We start from the raw sequence: 17,855 nt of genomic DNA on the forward strand, positions 1-17,855 counted from the left end.
GTAGTGCGCCGCACCGAATCGGGGGTGTAGCCAGGTACACCCCTACTCGGCAGCCCCCTCCATGGCAGTTGTCGATCACCGCCCTCTACGCTGTCGGCCGTGCCCACCACGACGCTGCGCCGCGCGCTCGCCAGGGGCGCCGCCCGGCCGCCGTGGTCGGCGGCGCCCTGGCGCGACACGCGCTTCCTCGCGGCCGGAATCCCGCCGGCCCTGCCGATCTGGTTCGCCGTCATGTCGCCGCGGCTGTCCCTGGTGATCCTCGGCCTGGTCCTGCTCTGCCTGCGCCCGCTCACGGCCCTCCAGCGCAGCCGCCTCCGTGCCCTGCGCGGGATCGAGGTGCCCCCGCTGCTGCGGGCGGACGACGCCCCGAGCGGCCTGCTGCCCCGGATCCGCACCGGCGTGAGCTGGCGCCAGGTCGGCTACCACCTGCTGGCCGGGCCGCTGCTGGCGCTCTGCGCGCTGGTGGTCGTCTACGCCTGGGGCGCCGCCCTGGCGGGCACCACCGTCTGGGCGTGGGCCTGGCTGATGCCGCTCTCCAGTCCGGTGCGCCACCAGTGGTACCAGCTGGACGTCCCGCTCGCGGTCGGCGGCGCCGCGCTGCTGGCGGTGCTGCCGTGGGCGGCGGCCCTGCTGTCCCGGCTGGAGGAGCGGGCGGCCGTGCGGCTGCTCGGCCCGGGGCTGGCGGAGACGCTGGAGCACCGGATCGAGGAGGTCGTGGAGAGCCGGGCGGGTCTGGTCGACGCCGTCGACGCCGAGCGCCGCCGGATCGAACGCGACCTGCACGACGGCGCCCAGCAGCGGCTCACCTCGCTGGCGATGAACCTCGGCCTCGCCCGGCGCACCCTCAAGGACGTGCCGCCGAAGGCCATGCAGGTGATCGTCGAGGCGCACGAGGAGGCCCAGGCCGCCATCGACGAGCTGCGCGACCTGGTCCGCGGCCTGCACCCGGCGGTCCTGGAGGACCGCGGTCTGGACGCGGCGCTCTCCGGCATCGCGGCCCGCGCGCCGCTGCCGGTCCGGCTCGACGTCCGGCTGGCCGAGCGCATAGCCCCGACCGTCGAGGCGGTCGCCTACTTCACCGTCTCCGAGGCACTGACCAACGTCGCCAAGCACGCCCGGGCCTCCCGGGTGGACCTCTCGGTGCGGACGGCGGGCGGCCGGCTGCGCCTGGTCATCAGCGACGACGGCGTGGGCGGCGCGGACGCCGCGCGCGGCACCGGGCTCACCGGTCTGCGCAAGCGCGCCGCCTCGGTCGACGGCACGCTGTCCGTTCTCAGCCCCCTGGGGGGCCCGACCACCATCACCGTGGAGTTGCCGTGCGCGCTGTGATCGCCGAGGACTCGGTCCTGCTCAGGGTCGGCCTGGTCAAGGTCCTGGAGGCGGTGGGCTTCGAGGTGGCCGCCGCGGTCGGGGACGCCGAGGCGTTGCTCGCCGCGGTCGAGGAGCACCGCCCGCAGGTGGTGGTGGCCGACGTCCGGATGCCGCCGGGCTTCACCGACGAGGGCGTCCGGGCCGCGCTGCTGATCCGTCGGCAGTGGCCGGAGATCGCGGTGCTGCTGCTCTCCCAGTACGTCGAGGAGCGGTACGCCGCCGACCTGCTGGCCACCAACACCAGCGGGGTCGGCTACCTGCTCAAGCAGCGGGTGGCCAATGTGGACGACTTCGTGGACGCGCTGCAGCGGGTCGCCGAGGGTGGCACGGCGCTCGACCCGGAGGTCGTCGCCCAGCTGCTGGTCCGCCGCCACCGGGACCCGCTGGAGAAGCTGACCCCGCGCGAGCGGGACGTGCTCGGCCTGATGGCGGAGGGCCGGTCGAACGCCGCGATCGCCGCCGCCCTGGTGGTCAGTGACAGCGCGGTGGCCAAGCACATCAACTCGATCTTCACCAAGCTCGACCTGCCCCCGGCCGACGACAGCCACCGCCGGGTGCTGGCGGTGCTGCGCTTCCTGGAGGTCGGATAGCCGTGCGGGAGGGTCGGGTCTGGCGGACGGTCGGGGCGCTGTCCCTGGCGGCGGTGCTGGTCGTCGGGGCGGTGCAGACCTGGGCCGTGGCGGTGCAGCAGCAGACGGTGTCGGAGCGGACGTACCCGGTCGCGGCGACCAGGGTGGTGCTGGACACCGGCCCCGCGGCGGTCGTGGTCAGGCCCGGTGCCGAGGGCCAGGTGGTGGTCCGGCGGCGGCTGGACTGGACGGTGCGCAAGCCGGTCGTCTCGGCGGAGTTCCTGGGCAGCACGCTGACCGTCGCGATGCGGTGCAACCAGCTGCTCCCCGGGGTGGACGTCAGCTGCGGCGCGCTGATCGAGCTGGAGGTGCCGCCCTCGGTCGCGGTGGAGGGCCAGGGCTCCTCCGGCAGCCTGCAGGTGTCGGGCCTGAGCGGGGAGGTGCGGCTCTCCTCCACCTCGGGGGAGATCCTGATGAACGGGATCTCCGGGTCGGTGGTCGCGCGGACCACCTCCGGCTCGGTGCGGGGCAAGGACCTCTCCTCCTCCCGGGTGGAGGTCGGGGCGACCTCGGGATCGGTGTTCCTGGACTTCGCCAGGCCGCCGCACGCGGTGGACGTGGGCGCGACCTCCGGCTCGGTGGAGCTGGTCGTGCCGAAGGGGTCCCGGTACGCCTTCACGGGCGAGGCGGGCTCGGGCAGCCGGCACGTCGACCCGCTGCTGGCGGACTCCTCCAGCCCCGACCGGATCCGGGTCGCGGTGACCTCCGGTTCGGTGAGCGCCACCTCTTCGGACGACTGACCGGGGCGGCCTCAGGGGACGACCGGGCGGACCGGGGCCCGTCGGGACGGCCGACGCCGCCCCGGGGCGGCCGATTCCGACGCCCCGGGGGCCCGTCCGCCGAGTGGGGGACAATGAAGAGTCCCGCATCCCCGTCCCCGAGGTCAGCCGCGCATGACAGCCACGCCCGCACCCACCGCGACCACCGACGAGTTCGCACCGCTGACCATCGGACCGATGCAGGTCTGGCCGCCCGTCGTGCTGGCGCCGATGGCCGGCATCACCAATGCGCCGTTCCGCACCCTCTGCCGCGAGCAGAGCGGTGGCAAGGGCCTGTACGTCTCGGAGATGATCACTACCCGGGCGCTGGTCGAACGCAACGCCAAGACCATGCAGCTGATCAAGTTCGACGCGAGCGAGAAGCCCCGCTCGATCCAGCTCTACGGGGTCGATCCGGTCACCGTCGGCAAGGCGGCCCGGATGATCGCGGACGAGAACCTGGCCGACCACATCGACCTGAACTTCGGCTGCCCCGTCCCCAAGGTGACCCGGAAGGGCGGCGGCTCGGCCCTGCCCTACAAGCGGAACCTGCTCCGCGAGATCCTCCGGGAGGCCGTGGCCAACGCCGGGGACCTCCCGGTCACGATGAAGATGCGCAAGGGCATCGACGACGACCACCTCACCTACCTGGACGCCGGCCGGATCGGTGCCGAGGAGGGCGTGGCCGCGATCGCCCTGCACGGGCGTACCGCCGCCCAGCACTACGGCGGCACCGCGGACTGGTCGGCGATCGCCCGGCTGCGGGAGTCCGTCCCGGCGCACATCCCGGTGCTCGGCAACGGGGACATCTGGTCGGCCGACGACGCGGTGCGGATGATGCGGGAGACCGGCTGCGACGGCGTGGTGGTCGGGCGCGGCTGTCTGGGCCGGCCCTGGCTGTTCAAGGACCTGGTGGCGATCTTCGAGGGCGAGGTCGACTACGCCCGCCCCAGCTTCGCCGACGTGTCCCGGGCGATGGTGCGCCATGCGCAGCTGCTCGGCGAGTGGCTGGGCGACGAGGCCCGAGGCGTGATCGATTTCCGCAAGCACGTGGCCTGGTACACGAAGGGTTTCTCGGTCGGTTCCGAACTGCGGGTGAAGCTGGCCAACTCCTCCTCCTTGGCCGAATTGGCCGAAACCCTGTCCCTGGTGGAGCAGTCCCAGCTCTGGCCGGCCGGTGCGGACGGCCCGCGCGGCCGGACGAGCGGCAACAACCGGGTGGTTCTGCCCGAGGGGTGGTTGGACGATCCGTACGATTGCGCGCTGCCGAGCGTAGACGCCGAATCGGACACCTCTGGCGGATGACCTGTCCATAGTGGCGAAATTGCCCTCAGTGAGGTCATGGACGCCGCGGCCCAGCCCTCTTGTCCAATCCGGCCAAGAGGGCTCCCTTTTGGCGCGCCGATGTCACGAAGCGAGCACGGTTCTGGACGGAGTGCGACGATCGACGCAGGTGGCCTACGCCCGATCGGCGAGATGCGCTCGTGACGCTTGCCACATACGGTGGCTGCTGACGGTTGCTCAGGGGACGAATTGGCCAGTTCGGCCGGGAATCGCTTCCCGAAGGGGAGTGGTGCGGGATCGGCCGGTCCGGGTGCAGGAAATCAAGCCGGGGCGACCCACTCGACCGTCGGTCACTACCCTGCGTCCCGCTCGTGTGATCTTCCGGTTTCCTTGACTTCAAGACTTGAACGCTAGCTAGCGTCATCCGGACGATTTCACCAACAGAGGTGAACGCCTTTATGTGCATTCGATCTGTTGGGTTACCGCTCCGTACTGGCCACGTACGGCCTATCGGGGACGCAAAAGTGCCTTCGAAATGGGTATGTTCTCCGGCGTCAGGGCAACCGCGTACGAGGAGACCGACCCGTGCCGTCCCAGCAGAAGTTTGTTTACTCCTTCACCGAAGGAAACAAGGACCTCAAGGATCTTCTTGGCGGCAAGGGCGCGAACCTGGCCGAGATGACCAACCTGGGCCTCCCCGTCCCTCCGGGGTTCACCATCACCACCGAGGCCTGCAAGGTCTTCCTGGAGACCGGCAGCGAGCCGGCCTCGCTCCACGAGGAGATCAGCGCGCACCTTGAGTCGCTTGAGCGGGAGATGGGCAAGAAGCTCGGCCAGGCCGACAACCCGCTCCTCGTCTCGGTGCGCTCGGGTGCCAAGTTCTCCATGCCCGGCATGATGGATACCGTCCTGAACATCGGTCTCTCCGACGCCTCGGTCGTCGGTCTGGTCGCGCAGTCCGGCAACGAGCGCTTCGCCTGGGACTCCTACCGCCGCCTGGTCCAGATGTTCGGCAAGACCGTGCTGGGCGTCGACGGCGAGCTGTTCGAGGAGGCCCTGGACGAGGCCAAGCACGCCAAGGGCACCACCAACGACCTGGACCTGGATGCTTCCGACCTCCAGGAACTGGTCGAGGTGTTCAAGGGCATCGTCGAGCGCGAGACCGGCCGGGCCTTCCCGCAGGACCCGCGCGAGCAGATGGACCTCGCCGTCCACGCCGTCTTCCACTCCTGGAACGGCGACCGCGCCCGGCTGTACCGCCGCCAGGAGCGCATCCCGAACGACCTGGGCACCGCGGTCAACGTCTGCACCATGGTCTTCGGCAACCTCGGCGAGGACTCCGGCACCGGTGTCGCCTTCACCCGTGACCCCTCCACGGGTGCCCAGGGCGTCTACGGCGACTACCTGTCCAACGCCCAGGGCGAGGACGTCGTCGCCGGCATCCGCAACACCCTGCCGCTGTCCGAGCTCGAAAACCTCGACAAGAAGTCGTACGACGAGCTGATGGCGATCATGCAGAAGCTTGAGAACCACTACCGCGACCTCTGCGACATCGAGTTCACCATCGAGCGCGGCAAGCTCTGGATGCTGCAGACCCGTGTCGGCAAGCGCACCGCTGCCGCGGCCTTCCGGATCGCCGTCCAGCTGGTCGACCAGGGCCTGATCGACCTGGACGAGGCCCTGATGCGGGTCACCGGTGGCCAGCTCTCGCAGCTGATGTTCCCGCGCTTCGCCCCGAACACCGAGTCGAAGCAGATCGCCTGGGGCCTCGCCGCCTCCCCCGGTGCGGCCATCGGCAAGATCGTTTTCGACTCGTACACCGCCGTCAAGTGGTCCCGCTCCGGCGAGAAGGTCATCCTGGTCCGCCGCGAGACCAACCCGGACGACCTGGACGGCATGATCGCCGCCGAGGGCATCCTCACCTCGCGCGGCGGCAAGACCTCGCACGCCGCCGTCGTCGCCCGCGGCATGGGCAAGACCTGTGTCTGCGGTGCCGAGGAGCTGGAGGTCGACACCAAGCGCCGCCGGATGACCACCGCCGACGGCATGGTGTTGGAGGAGGGCGACGTCGTCTCGATCGACGGCGCCACCGGCAAGGTCTACCTGGGCGAGGTGCCCGTACTGCCGTCCCCGGTGGTCGAGTACTTCGAGGGCACCCTGCACGCCGGCGCCGACGTCCAGGGCGGCCTGGTCCAGGCCGTGCACCGCCTGATGTCGCACGCCGACGGCCGCCGCCGGCTCGCCGTCCGCGCCAACGCCGACAACGCCGAGGACGGCGGGCGCGCCCGCCGCTACGGTGCCCAGGGCATCGGCCTGTGCCGCACCGAGCACATGTTCCTCGGCGAGGAGCGCCGCAAGGAGGTCGAGCACCTGATCCTGGCGGACAACGACAAGGACCGGGAGCTGGCACTCTCCACCCTGCTGCCGCTGCAGAAGGGCGACTTCCTGGAGCTCTTCCAGGCGATGGACGGCCTCCCGGTGACGGTCCGCCTGCTCGACCCGCCGCTGCACGAGTTCCTGCCGGACATCACCGAGCTGTCGGTGCGCGTCGCCCTCGCCGAGGCCCGCAAGGACCCGAACGAGAACGACCTGCGCCTGCTCCAGGCCGTGCACAAGCTGCACGAGCAGAACCCGATGCTGGGCCTGCGCGGCGTCCGCCTCGGCCTGGTCATCCCCGGCCTGTTCGGCATGCAGGTCCGTGCCATCGCCGAGGCCGCCGCCGAGCGGAAGCTGGCCGGCGGGGACCCGCGCCCCGAGGTGATGATCCCGCTGGTCGGCACCGTCCAGGAGCTGGAGCTGGTCCGCGACGAGTGCGAGCGCGTGCTCGCCGAGGTCGCGCAGTCCACCGGCGTCCAGCTGGACATCAAGCTCGGCACCATGATCGAGCTGCCGCGCGCCGCGGTGACCGCGGGCCAGATCGCAGAGGCCGCCGAGTTCTTCTCCTTCGGCACCAACGACCTCACCCAGACCGTCTGGGGCTTCTCCCGGGACGACGTGGAGGCCTCGTTCTTCACGGCCTACCTGGAGAAGGGCATCTTCGGGGTCTCGCCGTTCGAGACCATCGACCGCGACGGTGTCGGTTCGCTGGTGAAGCACGCCGTCGAGGCCGGCCGGGCCACCCGCCCCGACCTCAAGCTCGGCGTCTGCGGCGAGCACGGCGGCGACCCCGACTCGGTCCACTTCTTCCACGAGGTGGGGCTGGACTACGTCTCCTGCTCCCCCTTCCGGATCCCGGTGGCGCGCCTGGAGGCCGGCCGCGCCGCCATCGAGTCTGCGGGCAGCGACTCGCGCTGAGGAAGGCATCCCTCCAGCGCGGTTCCATTCGCTGACCGCTATCCCTCCCGTCGGGAGGGCGTACACCGGAGCTCGGCGCAGGAGAACCGGCGTACGTAACGCAGCCGGGGCGGGAACGGACAACGGCGTCCGTTCCCGCCCCGGCCGCCTGCTTTCCCGGGCCGCGGCCGAGCCGGCCGTCGCTCCCGCCGCCCACCCGGCTGCCAAGCTGGGGCCCATGACCAGCAGAACCCGCCTGCCCGCCAGCCTGCCCGCCCGTCTGGCCGTCCGTCTGGCCGTCCTGCTCTGCGCCCTGGCGGCGGCCGGTTGCACCGGCGCGGACCACGGCGCCACCACCACTGCGACCACCGCCACTGCGACCGCCACCGGTGCAGCCTCCGCCGGCACGGCCACCGTGCCCCGTACGAGCACCCCCAGGCCCTCCGCGCCCGGGGCGACCGCCGCCGCCCCTGCCCCGGCCGGCACCTGGGTGCCCACCGACCCCGCGCTCGCCGACGTCTGCCGCACCAGGCTGCCCGCTCAGGCCCTCGACACCCTCGGCCTGATCGCCAAGCGCGGGCCGTACCCGTACCGCTCGGACGGCATCGTCTTCGAGAACCGGGAGAACCGGCTCCCGCGCAAGGCCTCCGGCTACTACCACGAGTACACCGTCGTCACCCCCGGCTCCGCCGACCGTGGCGCCCGACGGGTCGTCACCGGTGGTTCCGGTGAGCAGTACTGGACGGCCGACCACTACGACAGCTTCCAGGAGATCGACGCCCGTTGCTGACGGACCCCGAGCCCCGGCAGAACTTTCGAACCAGCAGAACTCTCCCCCCTGGAAGTACTTTCCACATCGGAAAGTAGATGCCATAGTGGAAGCACGAGGCGCCCCGTCGGGGCGCCGAACTCCAGGGGGATTCCATGAACGACACCGCTCCGGCCGGCCTTCCCGCGGTGGAGGCGCTGCGCGTCGCCGAGCAGGCCCGCGCCGCCGCACAGGCCCCGCGCTCGCTGCCGGGCTGGTTCGGCCCGGTGCACGCCGTGGCCTTCACGCTCTACGGGGCCGGGGTCGGCTATGCCGCCTACTCCCACACGGGCTGGCTGAGCGGTGTGCTGGCCGTGGTCTTCGCCGCCGTGATCGGGGCCCTGGCCGCGGCCTCCGCCCGCTCCGGAGGGATCGTGCAGTGGCCGGCCAGCGGCTACCGGCACCTGATCTGGCGCGCGTTCGGGCAGGTGGCCGGGGCGGCACTGGCGGCGGCCGGGCTGGCCTACGCCGCCGGTGCCGACGCCCGCGGGCTCGGAGTGGCGATCGGCGCCGTGGCGGGCGCGGCCTTCTGGGTGACGGCCCGCTGGCTGAACACCCGTATCCGGCGCGAGTTCGAGGCCCGCTGATGCCCGCCGGACTCGACCCGCTCCTGCAGCACCCGACCAGGCTCGCCGTGCTCGCCTTCCTGAGCGCCTGCCAGGAGGCCGAGTTCGGCGCCGTCCGGGACCACTGCGGGGTCTCCGACTCGGTGCTCAGCAAGGCCGCGACCGCTCTGGAGGAGGCCGGCTACGTCAAGGTGAAGAAGGGCTACGTCGGCAAGCGCCCGCGCACCTGGCTCGCCGCTACCAAGTCCGGCCGTGCCACGCTGGCCGGGCACATCACCGAGCTCCAGCGCCTGGTGGCCGCCGCCGAGGCGGCCGGTGCGGAGCACGACCGCGAGTAGCCCGGCCGGGCCCGGCAGACCGGGCTCACCGGGCCCTGCGCCAGCTGACGCGGGCGTGCGGCCCGGAGGCGATCAGGATGGCCAACTCCCGCAGGGCGGGGGCGGGATCGCGGCGCAGCCGGACGGAGGTGACCCGGACGACCGGGAGTGCCGCCGCGGTCGCCCGGGCGGCCGCGGTGCTCCGGAGCCCGTCGTCCCGCTCGGAGCCGCCCGGCCGCTGCGGGTGTGCGATCGGCCCGGGCGGCACGCCGAGACGGCGCGACTGCGCCCGGGTGACGATGTGCTGTCGGTCGCCGCCGAGCGGCAGCAGTGGGGCGATCGGCTCGGCTCATGCCCGGGTGCTTCCCGACCGGGTCGGAAGTGTGCGGAACATCGCCCGCCGGGGGAGCGGGCCGGTATCGGAGTTGACGCGGGGCAGCCCGTCCGCTGAGCCTGGGCGCGATGACGAGTCCTCACTCCGGCCCTGCGCTCGACGCACTGAACGGCCTTTCCGTCGGTGACGCCCTCGGCGCCCAGTTCTTCGTCCCGGCCGTCGCCGCGGCCCACTTCGCCGCCCGCACCGTTCCGCCCGGCCCCTGGCCGTGGACCGACGACACCGAGATGGCCTGCTCGGTGTACGCGGTGCGGGCCGAGCGAGGCGCGGTCGACACCTTCGACCTCACGCACTCCTTCGCCCGCCGCCACGACTTCGACCGCGGCTACGGCCCGGCCGCCAACCGCCTGCTCCGGCTGGTCCGCGAGGGCGGTGACGCCAGGGCGCTCGCCGCAGAGCTCTTCGACGGCCAGGGCTCCTACGGCAACGGTGCCGCGATGCGGGTGGCCCCACTGGGCGCGCTGTACGGCGCCGATCCCACCAAGGCGATCCGGCCGGCCGCCGAGACGGCGCTGATCACCCACACCCATCCGCAGGCCGTGGACGGCGCGATCGCCGTCGCGGTGGCCGCCGCCTTCGCGGTGCAGGTGGGCCAGCAGGTCCGGATGACCCCGACCACGTTCCTGGACCGGGTCCGGTCCCACACGCCGGCCGGCGCCGTGCGGGACGGCCTGACCGAGGCGATCGCCCTGCTGGGGGAGCCCGATCCCGCGGTCGCCGCGCGTGTGCTCGGCAACGGCAGCCGGACCAGCGCCGCCGACACCGTGCCGTACGCGCTCTGGTGCGCGGCCCGTCGGCTCACCGACTACCCGGCCGCGATCTGGGAGGCGATCTGCGCGGGCGGGGACATGGACACCGTCGCGGCCATCACCGGCGGCGTGGTCGCCGCGTGCACCGGTACCGCCGGTATCCCGGCCGCCTGGACGGCCGCCCGCGAGCCGCTCCCGGCCTGGGCGTTCCCCGAACCGGGGAGCGTACCCGGCGGCCGCGGCCGGGCCGCGATGCTGGTGCCGCGCCCCCAGCCCGTCCCCGACCTGCGGTGGAACGACGAGGAGTGGCAGCGGATCCGGAGCGGGCCGCAGGAGATCGGGCCGGATCGCCGGTGGTCCGTGCACACCCACGAGGGCACGGTCCGGATCTGCCGCTCGCAGCGAGACCCGGTCTGGGAGCTGACCGTCGTCCGAGGCCGGGACGGCTGGCGCCCGGTCTCCGCGGTGGCCGAGGCGATCGACCGCCGGTGGTCGCTGTCGAAGGGGGGCGAGCGCGATCCCGCCCTGCTCGTGCAGGTGCTGCGGTCCGCCGCCGCCGGCGAGCGGCCCTGACCCCGTCCGGTGGGCCGCGGCGCGAGCCCTGGCCCACCGGCCGAGCGGAAGCCGGTCGGGACGCGAGCGCCCGCCGCGGAGCCGGCGGGGACGCAAGCCCCCGGTGCGCAACGGTCGGGCCTGCTGCCCGCAGGCCCGCCGTGACCGTCAGGCCGTGATCAGCTGCCCGGCGCCGCCGCCGTGTCTAAGGCACTCCTGGTTGATCGCCCGTTCCGGGGCGCTCGGCGAGGTGGCGGCGGCGATCCGCAGTTCGATGATGTCCCGCACCGCGGGCCACTCGGCGTCGAGGATCGAGTAGAACGCGGTCGAGCGCACCACGCCGTCCAGGCCGCGCGAGTGCGCCCGGCGGACGCCCTCGGAGGTCGCGCCGAGCCGCTCGATCGCCGCCCGGGACCGCATGTTCCGGGCGTCCGCGCGCATCGAGATCCGCTGCACGCCCCACTCCTCGAAGGCGTACCGCAGCATCAGCAGCTTCGCCTCGGTGTTGATGCCGGTGCCCTGGGCGCGCGGGGAGAGCCAGGAGTTGCCGATCTCGGCGGCGTCCGGAACGGCCGTGGCCGGATCGCCGAACGGCACGCCGGGCACCGGCGGCCAGACGACCGGGCCCTGCCAGTAGTCCAGTTCCAGGAACCGGGTGGAGCCGACCACCCGGCCGTCCGCGAGGTTCACCGTCGCGAACGGCAGCGACCGGCCCGCGGCCTGGTCGGCGAGGGCGCGCGCGATGTAGTCGCGGGCCGCTTCCGGGCCGTGCGGGACGGGGGTGAAGGCGTAGGTCGTACGGTCCTCGGCGCCGGCCTCGGCGATGGCCTCGGCGTGGTGCGCGGCAAGGGGCTCCAGCCGCACGGTGCGGCCGGTGAGGATGACAGGTACGGGCACGGAACCTTCGGTCCTTCATCGGTCGTAGGGTGCGTCCCGCGCCGGGGTGCGGCACGGGATGCAGTGGACGTTCGCCCCGGTCCGGGGTCCGCCCGCCGTTACCCGTGCACGCCGGAGGTCCGGTCGAGCGGGGCGGGGGCGACGGCCCGGAGGCGGGCAGCGCGGTGCCGGAACGGACACGGGTCCACGGACCGGTCCGGCGGGATGAGCGAGGGGACAGTGTGCGTCCGCGAAATGGCCGATGAGGAAACGAGAGCGCGAAGGGAAGCAGGCGGCCAGGTGAAGGCAAGATGCGTCGTGGGTGGCTGGCCGAGCACCGGTCCGGGACGTGATCGACGGCGTTACGGTACGACGTGACGACGACGCGACGATGCGAGGCAGCGAGAGGACGATACCCGCCAGAAGGCGGTGCGTCACTTCGCAGCACACGAATGGGCGCGCCGCGCTTCCCGGCGCGGCCGCCGGAGGGTGTGCGGACGCCCGTGACCAGGGGTTTTCCGGGCGGGTGCGATCATGGTCGGGACGAGCCTCCGAAGGCGCTCCGCAGGTGCTCCGAAGGCACTTCGAGAGCGCCGCGCAGGCTCCCCGGCCTCCGACCGGGTCCGCGTCGCGGCGCCGCCGGCCGGCGGCGGGAATTCCGGCGCGTCCCGGCACGCTGGACACGAGGAGAAGCAGGTACGAGTCGACGATCAGGGAACGGGGTTGGGTTCGCGGTGCGTGATCCCCAGGCGCTGTACGAGCTGGATCAGCAGGGCGTGGCCGCCGTGGCCGCGGCGAACGCCGCGCTGGCCGACACCGGCGCCGGGTTGGTGCTGCTCAACCACTTCGAGGGCTTCATGGACGCCGGCGAGGCCGGTGGCCAGGTGGTGGCCCACCTGCTCGCGGAGGGCTCGCCCCAGGTGGTGGCCCGCTTCGACCACGACCGCCTGGTGGACTACCGGGCCCGGCGCCCCGCGATGGTCTTCGACCGCGAGAGCTGGACGTCCTACGCCCCTCCGGAGATCCTGCTCCAGCTGGTCCACGACGCGGCCGGCTCGCCGTTCCTCCTGCTCACGGGGCCGGAGCCGGACGTCGAGTGGGAGCGCTTCGTCGTCGCCGTGCGCGAGCTGGTCGAGCAGTTCGGGGTGCGGCTGACGCTGGACTTCCACGGCATCCCGATGGGCGTGCCGCACACCCGCCCGGTCGGCCTGACGCCGCACGGCAACCGGCTCGACCTCGCGGCCGGCTACCCGCAGTGGTTCGAGCAGGCGCAGGTCCCCGGCAGCGCCCAGGCCCTGCTGGAGTACCGGCTCGCCGAGGCCGGGCACGACGTCCTGGGCTTCGCGGTGCACGTGCCGCACTACGTGGCCCGCTCGGAGTACCCGGCCGCGGCGGTGCTGATCCTGGAGGCGGTGCAGTCGGCCACCGGCCTGGTCCTGCCGGGCACCGGGCTGCGCACCCGGGTCGGCGAGGTCTACGCGGACATCGAGGAGCAACTGGCCCAGGGCGACGGTGAGCTGCGCTCGGCGATCCGCGGCATGGAGGGCCAGTACGACGCGGTCGCGGGCGCGGAGGGCCGGGAGAGCCTGCTGGCCGAGCCGGTGGACCTGCCCTCGGCGGACGAGCTGGGCCGGCGCTTCGAGCAGTTCCTCGCCGAGCACGAGCGCGGCCCCGAGTAGCCGCCCCCGAAGAGGCCGCACCCGGGTGGCGGGGGCGCGGGCCCAGGGGGAGCGGGGCGGAGAATCCCCGCCCGGGGCGGGAGTCATCCGGCGCTGTCCGTTCGTTGGGGGCAGAGGTGCCCGGGGGACGGGCCGCCGCAGGGAGAGACGTCACCGTTCCGACCCCCGGGGGGATCCATGCCTGTGCCCGCACGCCCGACGACGACCGCCGTCCTGTCCGCCGCCCTCGCCGCGCTGCTGCTGGCCGGCTGCAGCGGCGGCTCCGAGGGCTCCGCCGCCGGGGCGTCGGACGGCCCGCGCCCGCTGCGGGCCACGCCCACCCCGACCCCGACCCCCACCGGCCCCTACGTCGCCCTCGGCGACTCCTACACCTCGGGCCTGAAGATCGCCCCGCAGGTGGGCGAGCCCGCCGGCTGCGCCCGCTCGGCGGTCAACTACCCGTCCCTGGTAGCCAAGGCGCTGGGCCTGGCGGCCGGGCAGTTCAAGGACGTCAGCTGCAGCGGCGCCCGTACCGGGGACCTCACCGGCTCCCAGGAGACCGACGGCGGCGCCAACCCGCCGCAGCTCGAAGCGCTCACTCCGGCGACCCGGCTGGTCACGGTGGGGATCGGCGGCAACGACGCGGGGTTCATGGAGGTCGTCGGCGCCTGCGCCCGGGAGAACCTGGTCGACGCCGTGAAGGGGCTGGTCGGCGCCGGCCGGACGGAGGCGCCCTGCCGCGAGCACTACACCTCGGCCGGCGGCGCCGCCGACCAGGTGCAGCGCAAGGTGGACGCGACCGGCGAACGGCTGGGCCGGATCCTGACGGACATCGGGCAGCGTTCCCCGCAGGCCAGGGTCTACGTGGTCGGTTACCCGACGCTGCTGCCCGCCGATCCGGCGAGCTGCCTCCCGGTGCTCGGCAGCGCCGTCGCCCCGGGCGACCTGGCCTTCCTGGTGGAGAAGGAGCAGCAGCTGAACGCCATGCTCAGGCACCGGGCCGAGGCCGCCGGCGCGGTGTTCGTCGACGCGGCCGCGCCCTCGGCCGGCCACGACATGTGCGCCGGCGAGGCCGCCCGCTGGGTCGAGCCGCCCTTCCCGGCGCCCGGCCTGGCGGCGATCCACCCCAACGCCAGGGGGCAGGAGGGCGTGGCCGCGGCGGTGCTGAAGGCGGTGCGCGGGGCGGGGATTCACGTCCCGGCCCGCGCCCCTTCGCGCGCGGCACACTTCCGGTGTCGGACGTCCGGCGTACCGTGAAGGTCATATGGACGACACCGCGCAGAGCCTCATCGCCGCCCCGAGCCCGTACGACCACGCTGCCGAGGCCCGCTGGGTGCCCGAGCCGGACAAGCGCCCCGGCCGGACGGCGTTCCAGCGCGACCGTGCCCGCGTGCTCCACTCCGCCGCCCTGCGCCGGCTGGCCGGAACCACCCAGGTGGTGGCGCCGATGCGCAGCGACTTCCCCCGCACCCGGCTCACCCACTCGCTCGAATGCGCCCAGGTCGGGCGCGAGTTGGGCGCCGCGCTGGGCTGTGACCCGGACCTCGTGGAGACCGCCTGCCTCGCCCACGACATCGGCCACCCGCCGTTCGGCCACACCGGCGAGGAGGCCCTCGACCAGGCCGCCGAGGCCTGCGGCGGCTTCGAGGGCAACGCACAGTCGCTGCGCATCCTCACCCGCCTGGAGCCGAAGCGCTTCGCACCGCAGGACGACCCGCCGGGCCGGCTCGCACCCCGGCCCGGCCGCAGCGTGGGCCTCAACCTGACCCGCGCCGCGCTCGACGCGGCCACCAAGTACCCCTGGACGCACGGCTCCCACCCGGTCGAACCGGCCTCCCACAAGTACGGCGTCTACGCCGACGACCTCCCGGTCTTCCGCTGGTTGCGGGCCGGCTCCCCGGCCGGGCGCAAGTGCTTCGAGGCGACCGTCATGGACTGGGCCGACGACGTCGCCTACTCCACCCACGACGTCGAGGACGGCCTCCAGGCCGGCCACATCGACCCGGCCGCGCTGCGCGCCCCGAGCGAGCGGGCCGAACTGTTCAAGGTGGCCGAGCGCTACGCGCCGGACGCCGAGCCGGAGGAGCTGGCCGCCGCGCTGGACCGGCTGCTCGCCCAGGAGTGGTGGCCCGGCTCGTACGACGGCTCGGCCCGGGCCCGGGCCGGCCTGAAGGACCTCACCAGCCAGCTGATCGGCCGCTTCTGCCTGGCGGCCGAGCAGGCCACCCGCGCCCGCTACGGCCCCGGCCGGCTCACCCGGTACGCGGCCGAACTGGTGGTGCCGCGCGACGTCCGGCTGGAGTGCGCCGTGCTCAAGGCGGTCGCCGTCCGGTTCGTCATGCAGCGCGACGAACAGGCCCAGCTGCGGGCCCGCCAGCGGATCGTGATCGCCGAGCTCGCCTACGTGCTCAACCAGCGCGCTCCGGAGGGGCTGGACCCGGTCTTCGCGGCCCTCTACCGGGAGGCGGAGGACGACCGCGCCGCCCTCCGCGCGGTGATCGACCAGATCGCCACCCTCACCGACGCCTCCGCCCTGGCCCTCCACGCCAAGTTGGTCGGCGCCGCCTGGACGTGATCCCCGGGGCGGCGGCCCGCCGGTGAGGCGCCGGTCACGCCGTCCCCGCCAGCCCCCGGGAAAGTCCGGCCGCCCCAGTAGACTTCCGGGGTGGCCGGGCGGATCAGGGACGAAGACGTACAGGCGGTGCGCAGCGCACTGCCGATCGACGTGGTGGTCGGCGACTACGTTCAGCTGACCAACGGCGGCGGAGGCGAGTACAAGGGCGTCTGCCCCTTCCATGACGAGAAGTCCGCCTCCTTCTACGTGAACCCCGCCAAGGGCGTCTTCCACTGCTTCGGCTGCCAGGAGAACGGCGACACCATCGCCTTCCTGATGAAGATCGAGCACTTCACCTTCGCCGAGGCCGTCGAGCGGATGGCCGCCCAGGCCAACATCACGCTCCGCTACGAGGAGGGCGGCTACAGCCCCCGCCACCAGCAGGGCGAGCGGACCCGGCTGGTCGAGGCGCACAAGGTGGCCGCCGCCTTCTACCAGGAGCAGCTCGCCTCGGCGGAGGCGGAGATCGGCCGCCGTTTCCTGGCCGAGCGCGGCTTCGACGAGGAGGCCGCCCGGACCTTCGGCGTCGGCTACGCCCCGGCCGGCTGGGAGCACCTGGTCCGCTACCTGCGGGGCAAGGGCTTCAGCGACAAGGAGATCCTGCTCGGCGGCCTGGCCTCGCAGGGCCAGCGCGGCGGCCTGATCGACCGCTTCCGGGGCCGGCTGGTCTGGCCGATCCGCGACATCGCGGGCGAGGTGGTCGGCTTCGGCGCCCGCCGCCTGCGCGAGGACGACAACGGCCCGAAGTACCTGAACACCCCCGAGACGCCGATCTACAAGAAGTCCCACGTGCTGTACGGCATCGACCTGGCGAAGAGGGAGATCGCCAAGTCCGGCCGGGCCGTGGTGGTGGAGGGCTACACCGACGTGATGGCCTGCCATCTGGCGGGCGTCACCTCGGCGGTGGCCACCTGCGGCACCGCCTTCGCCGAGGACCACATCAAGATCATCCGTCGGCTGATGATGGACAACGCCAGCTACCGGGGCGAGACGGTCTTCACCTTCGACGGCGACGCGGCCGGCCAGAAGGCCGCCCTGCGCGCCTTCCAGGACGACCAGAAGTTCGCCGCCCGGACGTCCATCGCGGTCAGCCCCGGCGGCATGGACCCGTGTGACCTGCGCCTGGCCAAGGGGGACGAGGCCGTCCGCGAGCTGATCGACAACCCGGTGCCGCTGTTCGAGTTCGCGCTGCGCTCGGCCGTCGCCCGGCACCGGGTGGAGAACCCGGAGGGCCGGTCGGCGGCGCTGGAGGAGGCCGCGCCGATCGTCGCCCGGATCAAGGACCGCTCGATCCAGCACGAGTACGCCGTCCGGTTGGCCGGGATGCTCGGCATCCTGGACGAGCAGTTCGTGGTGCGCCGCATCTCCCAGCTCGCCCGCTGGGAACGCGAGCGCCAGCAGAACCCGCGGGCCAACGGCCAGCAGCGCCGCCCCGACCCCGCCCAGCCGGTCCGGCCCGCCCGTCCGGCCTTCGTGCTCAACCCGCGCGACCCGGCCCAGTTCGTCGAGCGCGAGCTGCTCAAGCTCGCCCTCCAGCACCCGGAGCTGGTCTCGCCGGCCTTCGACCACTACGGCGAGGACGAGTTCCCGACCCCGCCGTACACCGCCGTGCGCCGCGCCATCGCCCAGGCCGGCGGTGCCGCGTACGGAGCCGGCCTGGCCGACTTCACCAGCGCGGTGCGCGAGGCCGCGCCGGACGACCAGGTCCGCTCACTGGTCACCGAGCTGACCGTCGAGCCGGTGCGCTCGCGCCGCAAGGCGGACGCGGTCTACGCGGGGGAGTTCCTGGTGAAGCTGCGCCTCCAGGCGGTCGACCAGCGGATCGCGGAGGGTCGCGCGTACCTCAACCAACTCCACGCCCGGGGCGCGAGTGAGGAGTGGCACGCCGTGAGCAACGAGCTCTGGCAGCTGCAGCAGTACAAGGAACGACTGCGCAGCCAGGGCGCGGCGGGGCTGTAGGGCCCGTCCCCCGGCCGCCGCCGCGACCCCCCGCCGGGAGAAAAGTC

Annotated in this window: 15 protein-coding genes; 13 read left to right on the forward strand and 2 right to left on the reverse strand. The window is 73.3% G+C overall.

The window, feature by feature from the left end:
• Positions 1-99 precede the first annotated feature (99 nt).
• The 8 genes from ACF9IK_RS24720 to ACF9IK_RS24755 all read left to right on the forward strand — a co-directional run bounded on the left by ACF9IK_RS24720 (position 100) and on the right by ACF9IK_RS24755 (position 9,027).
• Complete coding sequence (locus tag ACF9IK_RS24720) at positions 100-1,329, forward strand: sensor histidine kinase (RefSeq protein WP_395296285.1); 1,230 nt, start codon at positions 100-102, stop codon at positions 1,327-1,329.
• Positions 1,317-1,961 carry a response regulator gene (locus ACF9IK_RS24725; RefSeq protein WP_395296286.1) on the forward strand — a complete coding sequence of 215 codons (645 nt, stop codon included), beginning with the start codon at positions 1,317-1,319 and terminating at the stop codon, positions 1,959-1,961. The genes ACF9IK_RS24720 and ACF9IK_RS24725 overlap by 13 nt, the downstream gene beginning before the upstream one ends.
• A 2-nt stretch (positions 1,962-1,963) precedes the next feature.
• Positions 1,964-2,740 (forward strand): DUF4097 family beta strand repeat-containing protein, encoded by a 777-nt coding sequence (locus ACF9IK_RS24730; RefSeq protein ID WP_395296287.1) that lies wholly within the window; start codon positions 1,964-1,966, stop codon positions 2,738-2,740.
• Between the two features lie 153 nt (positions 2,741-2,893).
• On the forward strand, positions 2,894-4,063 hold the full coding sequence (gene dusB / locus ACF9IK_RS24735; RefSeq protein ID WP_395296288.1) for a tRNA dihydrouridine synthase DusB: 1,170 nt from the start codon (positions 2,894-2,896) through the stop codon (positions 4,061-4,063).
• A 564-nt stretch (positions 4,064-4,627) separates the two neighbouring features.
• Positions 4,628-7,336: a pyruvate, phosphate dikinase gene (gene ppdK, locus ACF9IK_RS24740; protein WP_395296289.1), complete on the forward strand. Its 2,709-nt coding sequence runs from the start codon at positions 4,628-4,630 to the stop codon at positions 7,334-7,336.
• 217 nt (positions 7,337-7,553) lie between these two features.
• On the forward strand, positions 7,554-8,105 hold the full coding sequence (locus tag ACF9IK_RS24745) for a ribonuclease domain-containing protein (protein ID WP_395296290.1): 552 nt from the start codon (positions 7,554-7,556) through the stop codon (positions 8,103-8,105).
• A gap of 134 nt (positions 8,106-8,239) precedes the next feature.
• Positions 8,240-8,710, forward strand: coding sequence for a hypothetical protein (locus ACF9IK_RS24750; protein WP_395296291.1), 471 nt, complete (start codon positions 8,240-8,242; stop codon positions 8,708-8,710).
• The gene (locus ACF9IK_RS24755; RefSeq protein ID WP_395296292.1) at positions 8,710-9,027 is read left to right on the forward strand and encodes a transcriptional regulator; all 318 of its coding nucleotides are present in this window, start codon (positions 8,710-8,712) and stop codon (positions 9,025-9,027) included. The genes ACF9IK_RS24750 and ACF9IK_RS24755 overlap by 1 nt, the downstream gene beginning before the upstream one ends.
• A 25-nt stretch (positions 9,028-9,052) precedes the next feature.
• Here the strand turns inward: ACF9IK_RS24755 and ACF9IK_RS24760 are convergent, their stop codons facing one another.
• On the reverse strand, positions 9,053-9,274 hold the full coding sequence (locus ACF9IK_RS24760; RefSeq protein ID WP_395296293.1) for a hypothetical protein: 222 nt from the start codon (positions 9,272-9,274) through the stop codon (positions 9,053-9,055).
• Between the two features lie 194 nt (positions 9,275-9,468).
• Here ACF9IK_RS24760 and ACF9IK_RS24765 point away from each other — a divergent pair, with 194 nt between their 5' ends.
• On the forward strand, positions 9,469-10,722 hold the full coding sequence (locus tag ACF9IK_RS24765) for an ADP-ribosylglycohydrolase family protein (protein ID WP_395296294.1): 1,254 nt from the start codon (positions 9,469-9,471) through the stop codon (positions 10,720-10,722).
• Positions 10,723-10,869: 147 nt separating this feature from the next.
• Here ACF9IK_RS24765 and ACF9IK_RS24770 read toward each other — a convergent pair whose 3' ends face one another.
• Positions 10,870-11,598, reverse strand: coding sequence for a GNAT family N-acetyltransferase (locus ACF9IK_RS24770; RefSeq protein ID WP_395296295.1), 729 nt, complete (start codon positions 11,596-11,598; stop codon positions 10,870-10,872).
• A gap of 713 nt (positions 11,599-12,311) precedes the next feature.
• On the opposite strand from ACF9IK_RS24770, the gene ACF9IK_RS24775 reads away from it, so the two are divergent.
• The 4 genes from ACF9IK_RS24775 to dnaG all read left to right on the forward strand — a co-directional run bounded on the left by ACF9IK_RS24775 (position 12,312) and on the right by dnaG (position 17,808).
• Positions 12,312-13,256: a PAC2 family protein gene (locus ACF9IK_RS24775; protein ID WP_395296296.1), complete on the forward strand. Its 945-nt coding sequence runs from the start codon at positions 12,312-12,314 to the stop codon at positions 13,254-13,256.
• A gap of 177 nt (positions 13,257-13,433) precedes the next feature.
• Complete coding sequence (locus ACF9IK_RS24780) at positions 13,434-14,492, forward strand: SGNH/GDSL hydrolase family protein (RefSeq protein WP_395296297.1); 1,059 nt, start codon at positions 13,434-13,436, stop codon at positions 14,490-14,492.
• A 7-nt stretch (positions 14,493-14,499) separates the two neighbouring features.
• Positions 14,500-15,810 (forward strand): deoxyguanosinetriphosphate triphosphohydrolase, encoded by a 1,311-nt coding sequence (locus ACF9IK_RS24785; protein ID WP_395296298.1) that lies wholly within the window; start codon positions 14,500-14,502, stop codon positions 15,808-15,810.
• Positions 15,811-15,900: 90 nt separating this feature from the next.
• Positions 15,901-17,808: a DNA primase gene (dnaG, locus tag ACF9IK_RS24790; protein ID WP_395296299.1), complete on the forward strand. Its 1,908-nt coding sequence runs from the start codon at positions 15,901-15,903 to the stop codon at positions 17,806-17,808.
• The last annotated feature ends 47 nt before the right edge of the window (positions 17,809-17,855 follow it).

It is taken from the genome of Kitasatospora hibisci, from assembly GCF_043950205.1.
Classification (GTDB): domain Bacteria; phylum Actinomycetota; class Actinomycetes; order Streptomycetales; family Streptomycetaceae; genus Kitasatospora; species Kitasatospora hibisci.

Coding starts and splice junctions, on each gene's coding strand:
- dusB (WP_395296288.1), top strand. CDS start 2,894: ATGACAGCCACGCCCGCACCCACCGCGACCACCGACGAGTTCGCACCG.
- ACF9IK_RS24745 (WP_395296290.1), top strand. CDS start 7,554: ATGACCAGCAGAACCCGCCTGCCCGCCAGCCTGCCCGCCCGTCTGGCC.
- ACF9IK_RS24750 (WP_395296291.1), top strand. CDS start 8,240: ATGAACGACACCGCTCCGGCCGGCCTTCCCGCGGTGGAGGCGCTGCGC.
- ACF9IK_RS24755 (WP_395296292.1), top strand. CDS start 8,710: ATGCCCGCCGGACTCGACCCGCTCCTGCAGCACCCGACCAGGCTCGCC.
- ACF9IK_RS24765 (WP_395296294.1), top strand. CDS start 9,469: ATGACGAGTCCTCACTCCGGCCCTGCGCTCGACGCACTGAACGGCCTT.
- ACF9IK_RS24780 (WP_395296297.1), top strand. CDS start 13,434: ATGCCTGTGCCCGCACGCCCGACGACGACCGCCGTCCTGTCCGCCGCC.
- ACF9IK_RS24785 (WP_395296298.1), top strand. CDS start 14,500: ATGGACGACACCGCGCAGAGCCTCATCGCCGCCCCGAGCCCGTACGAC.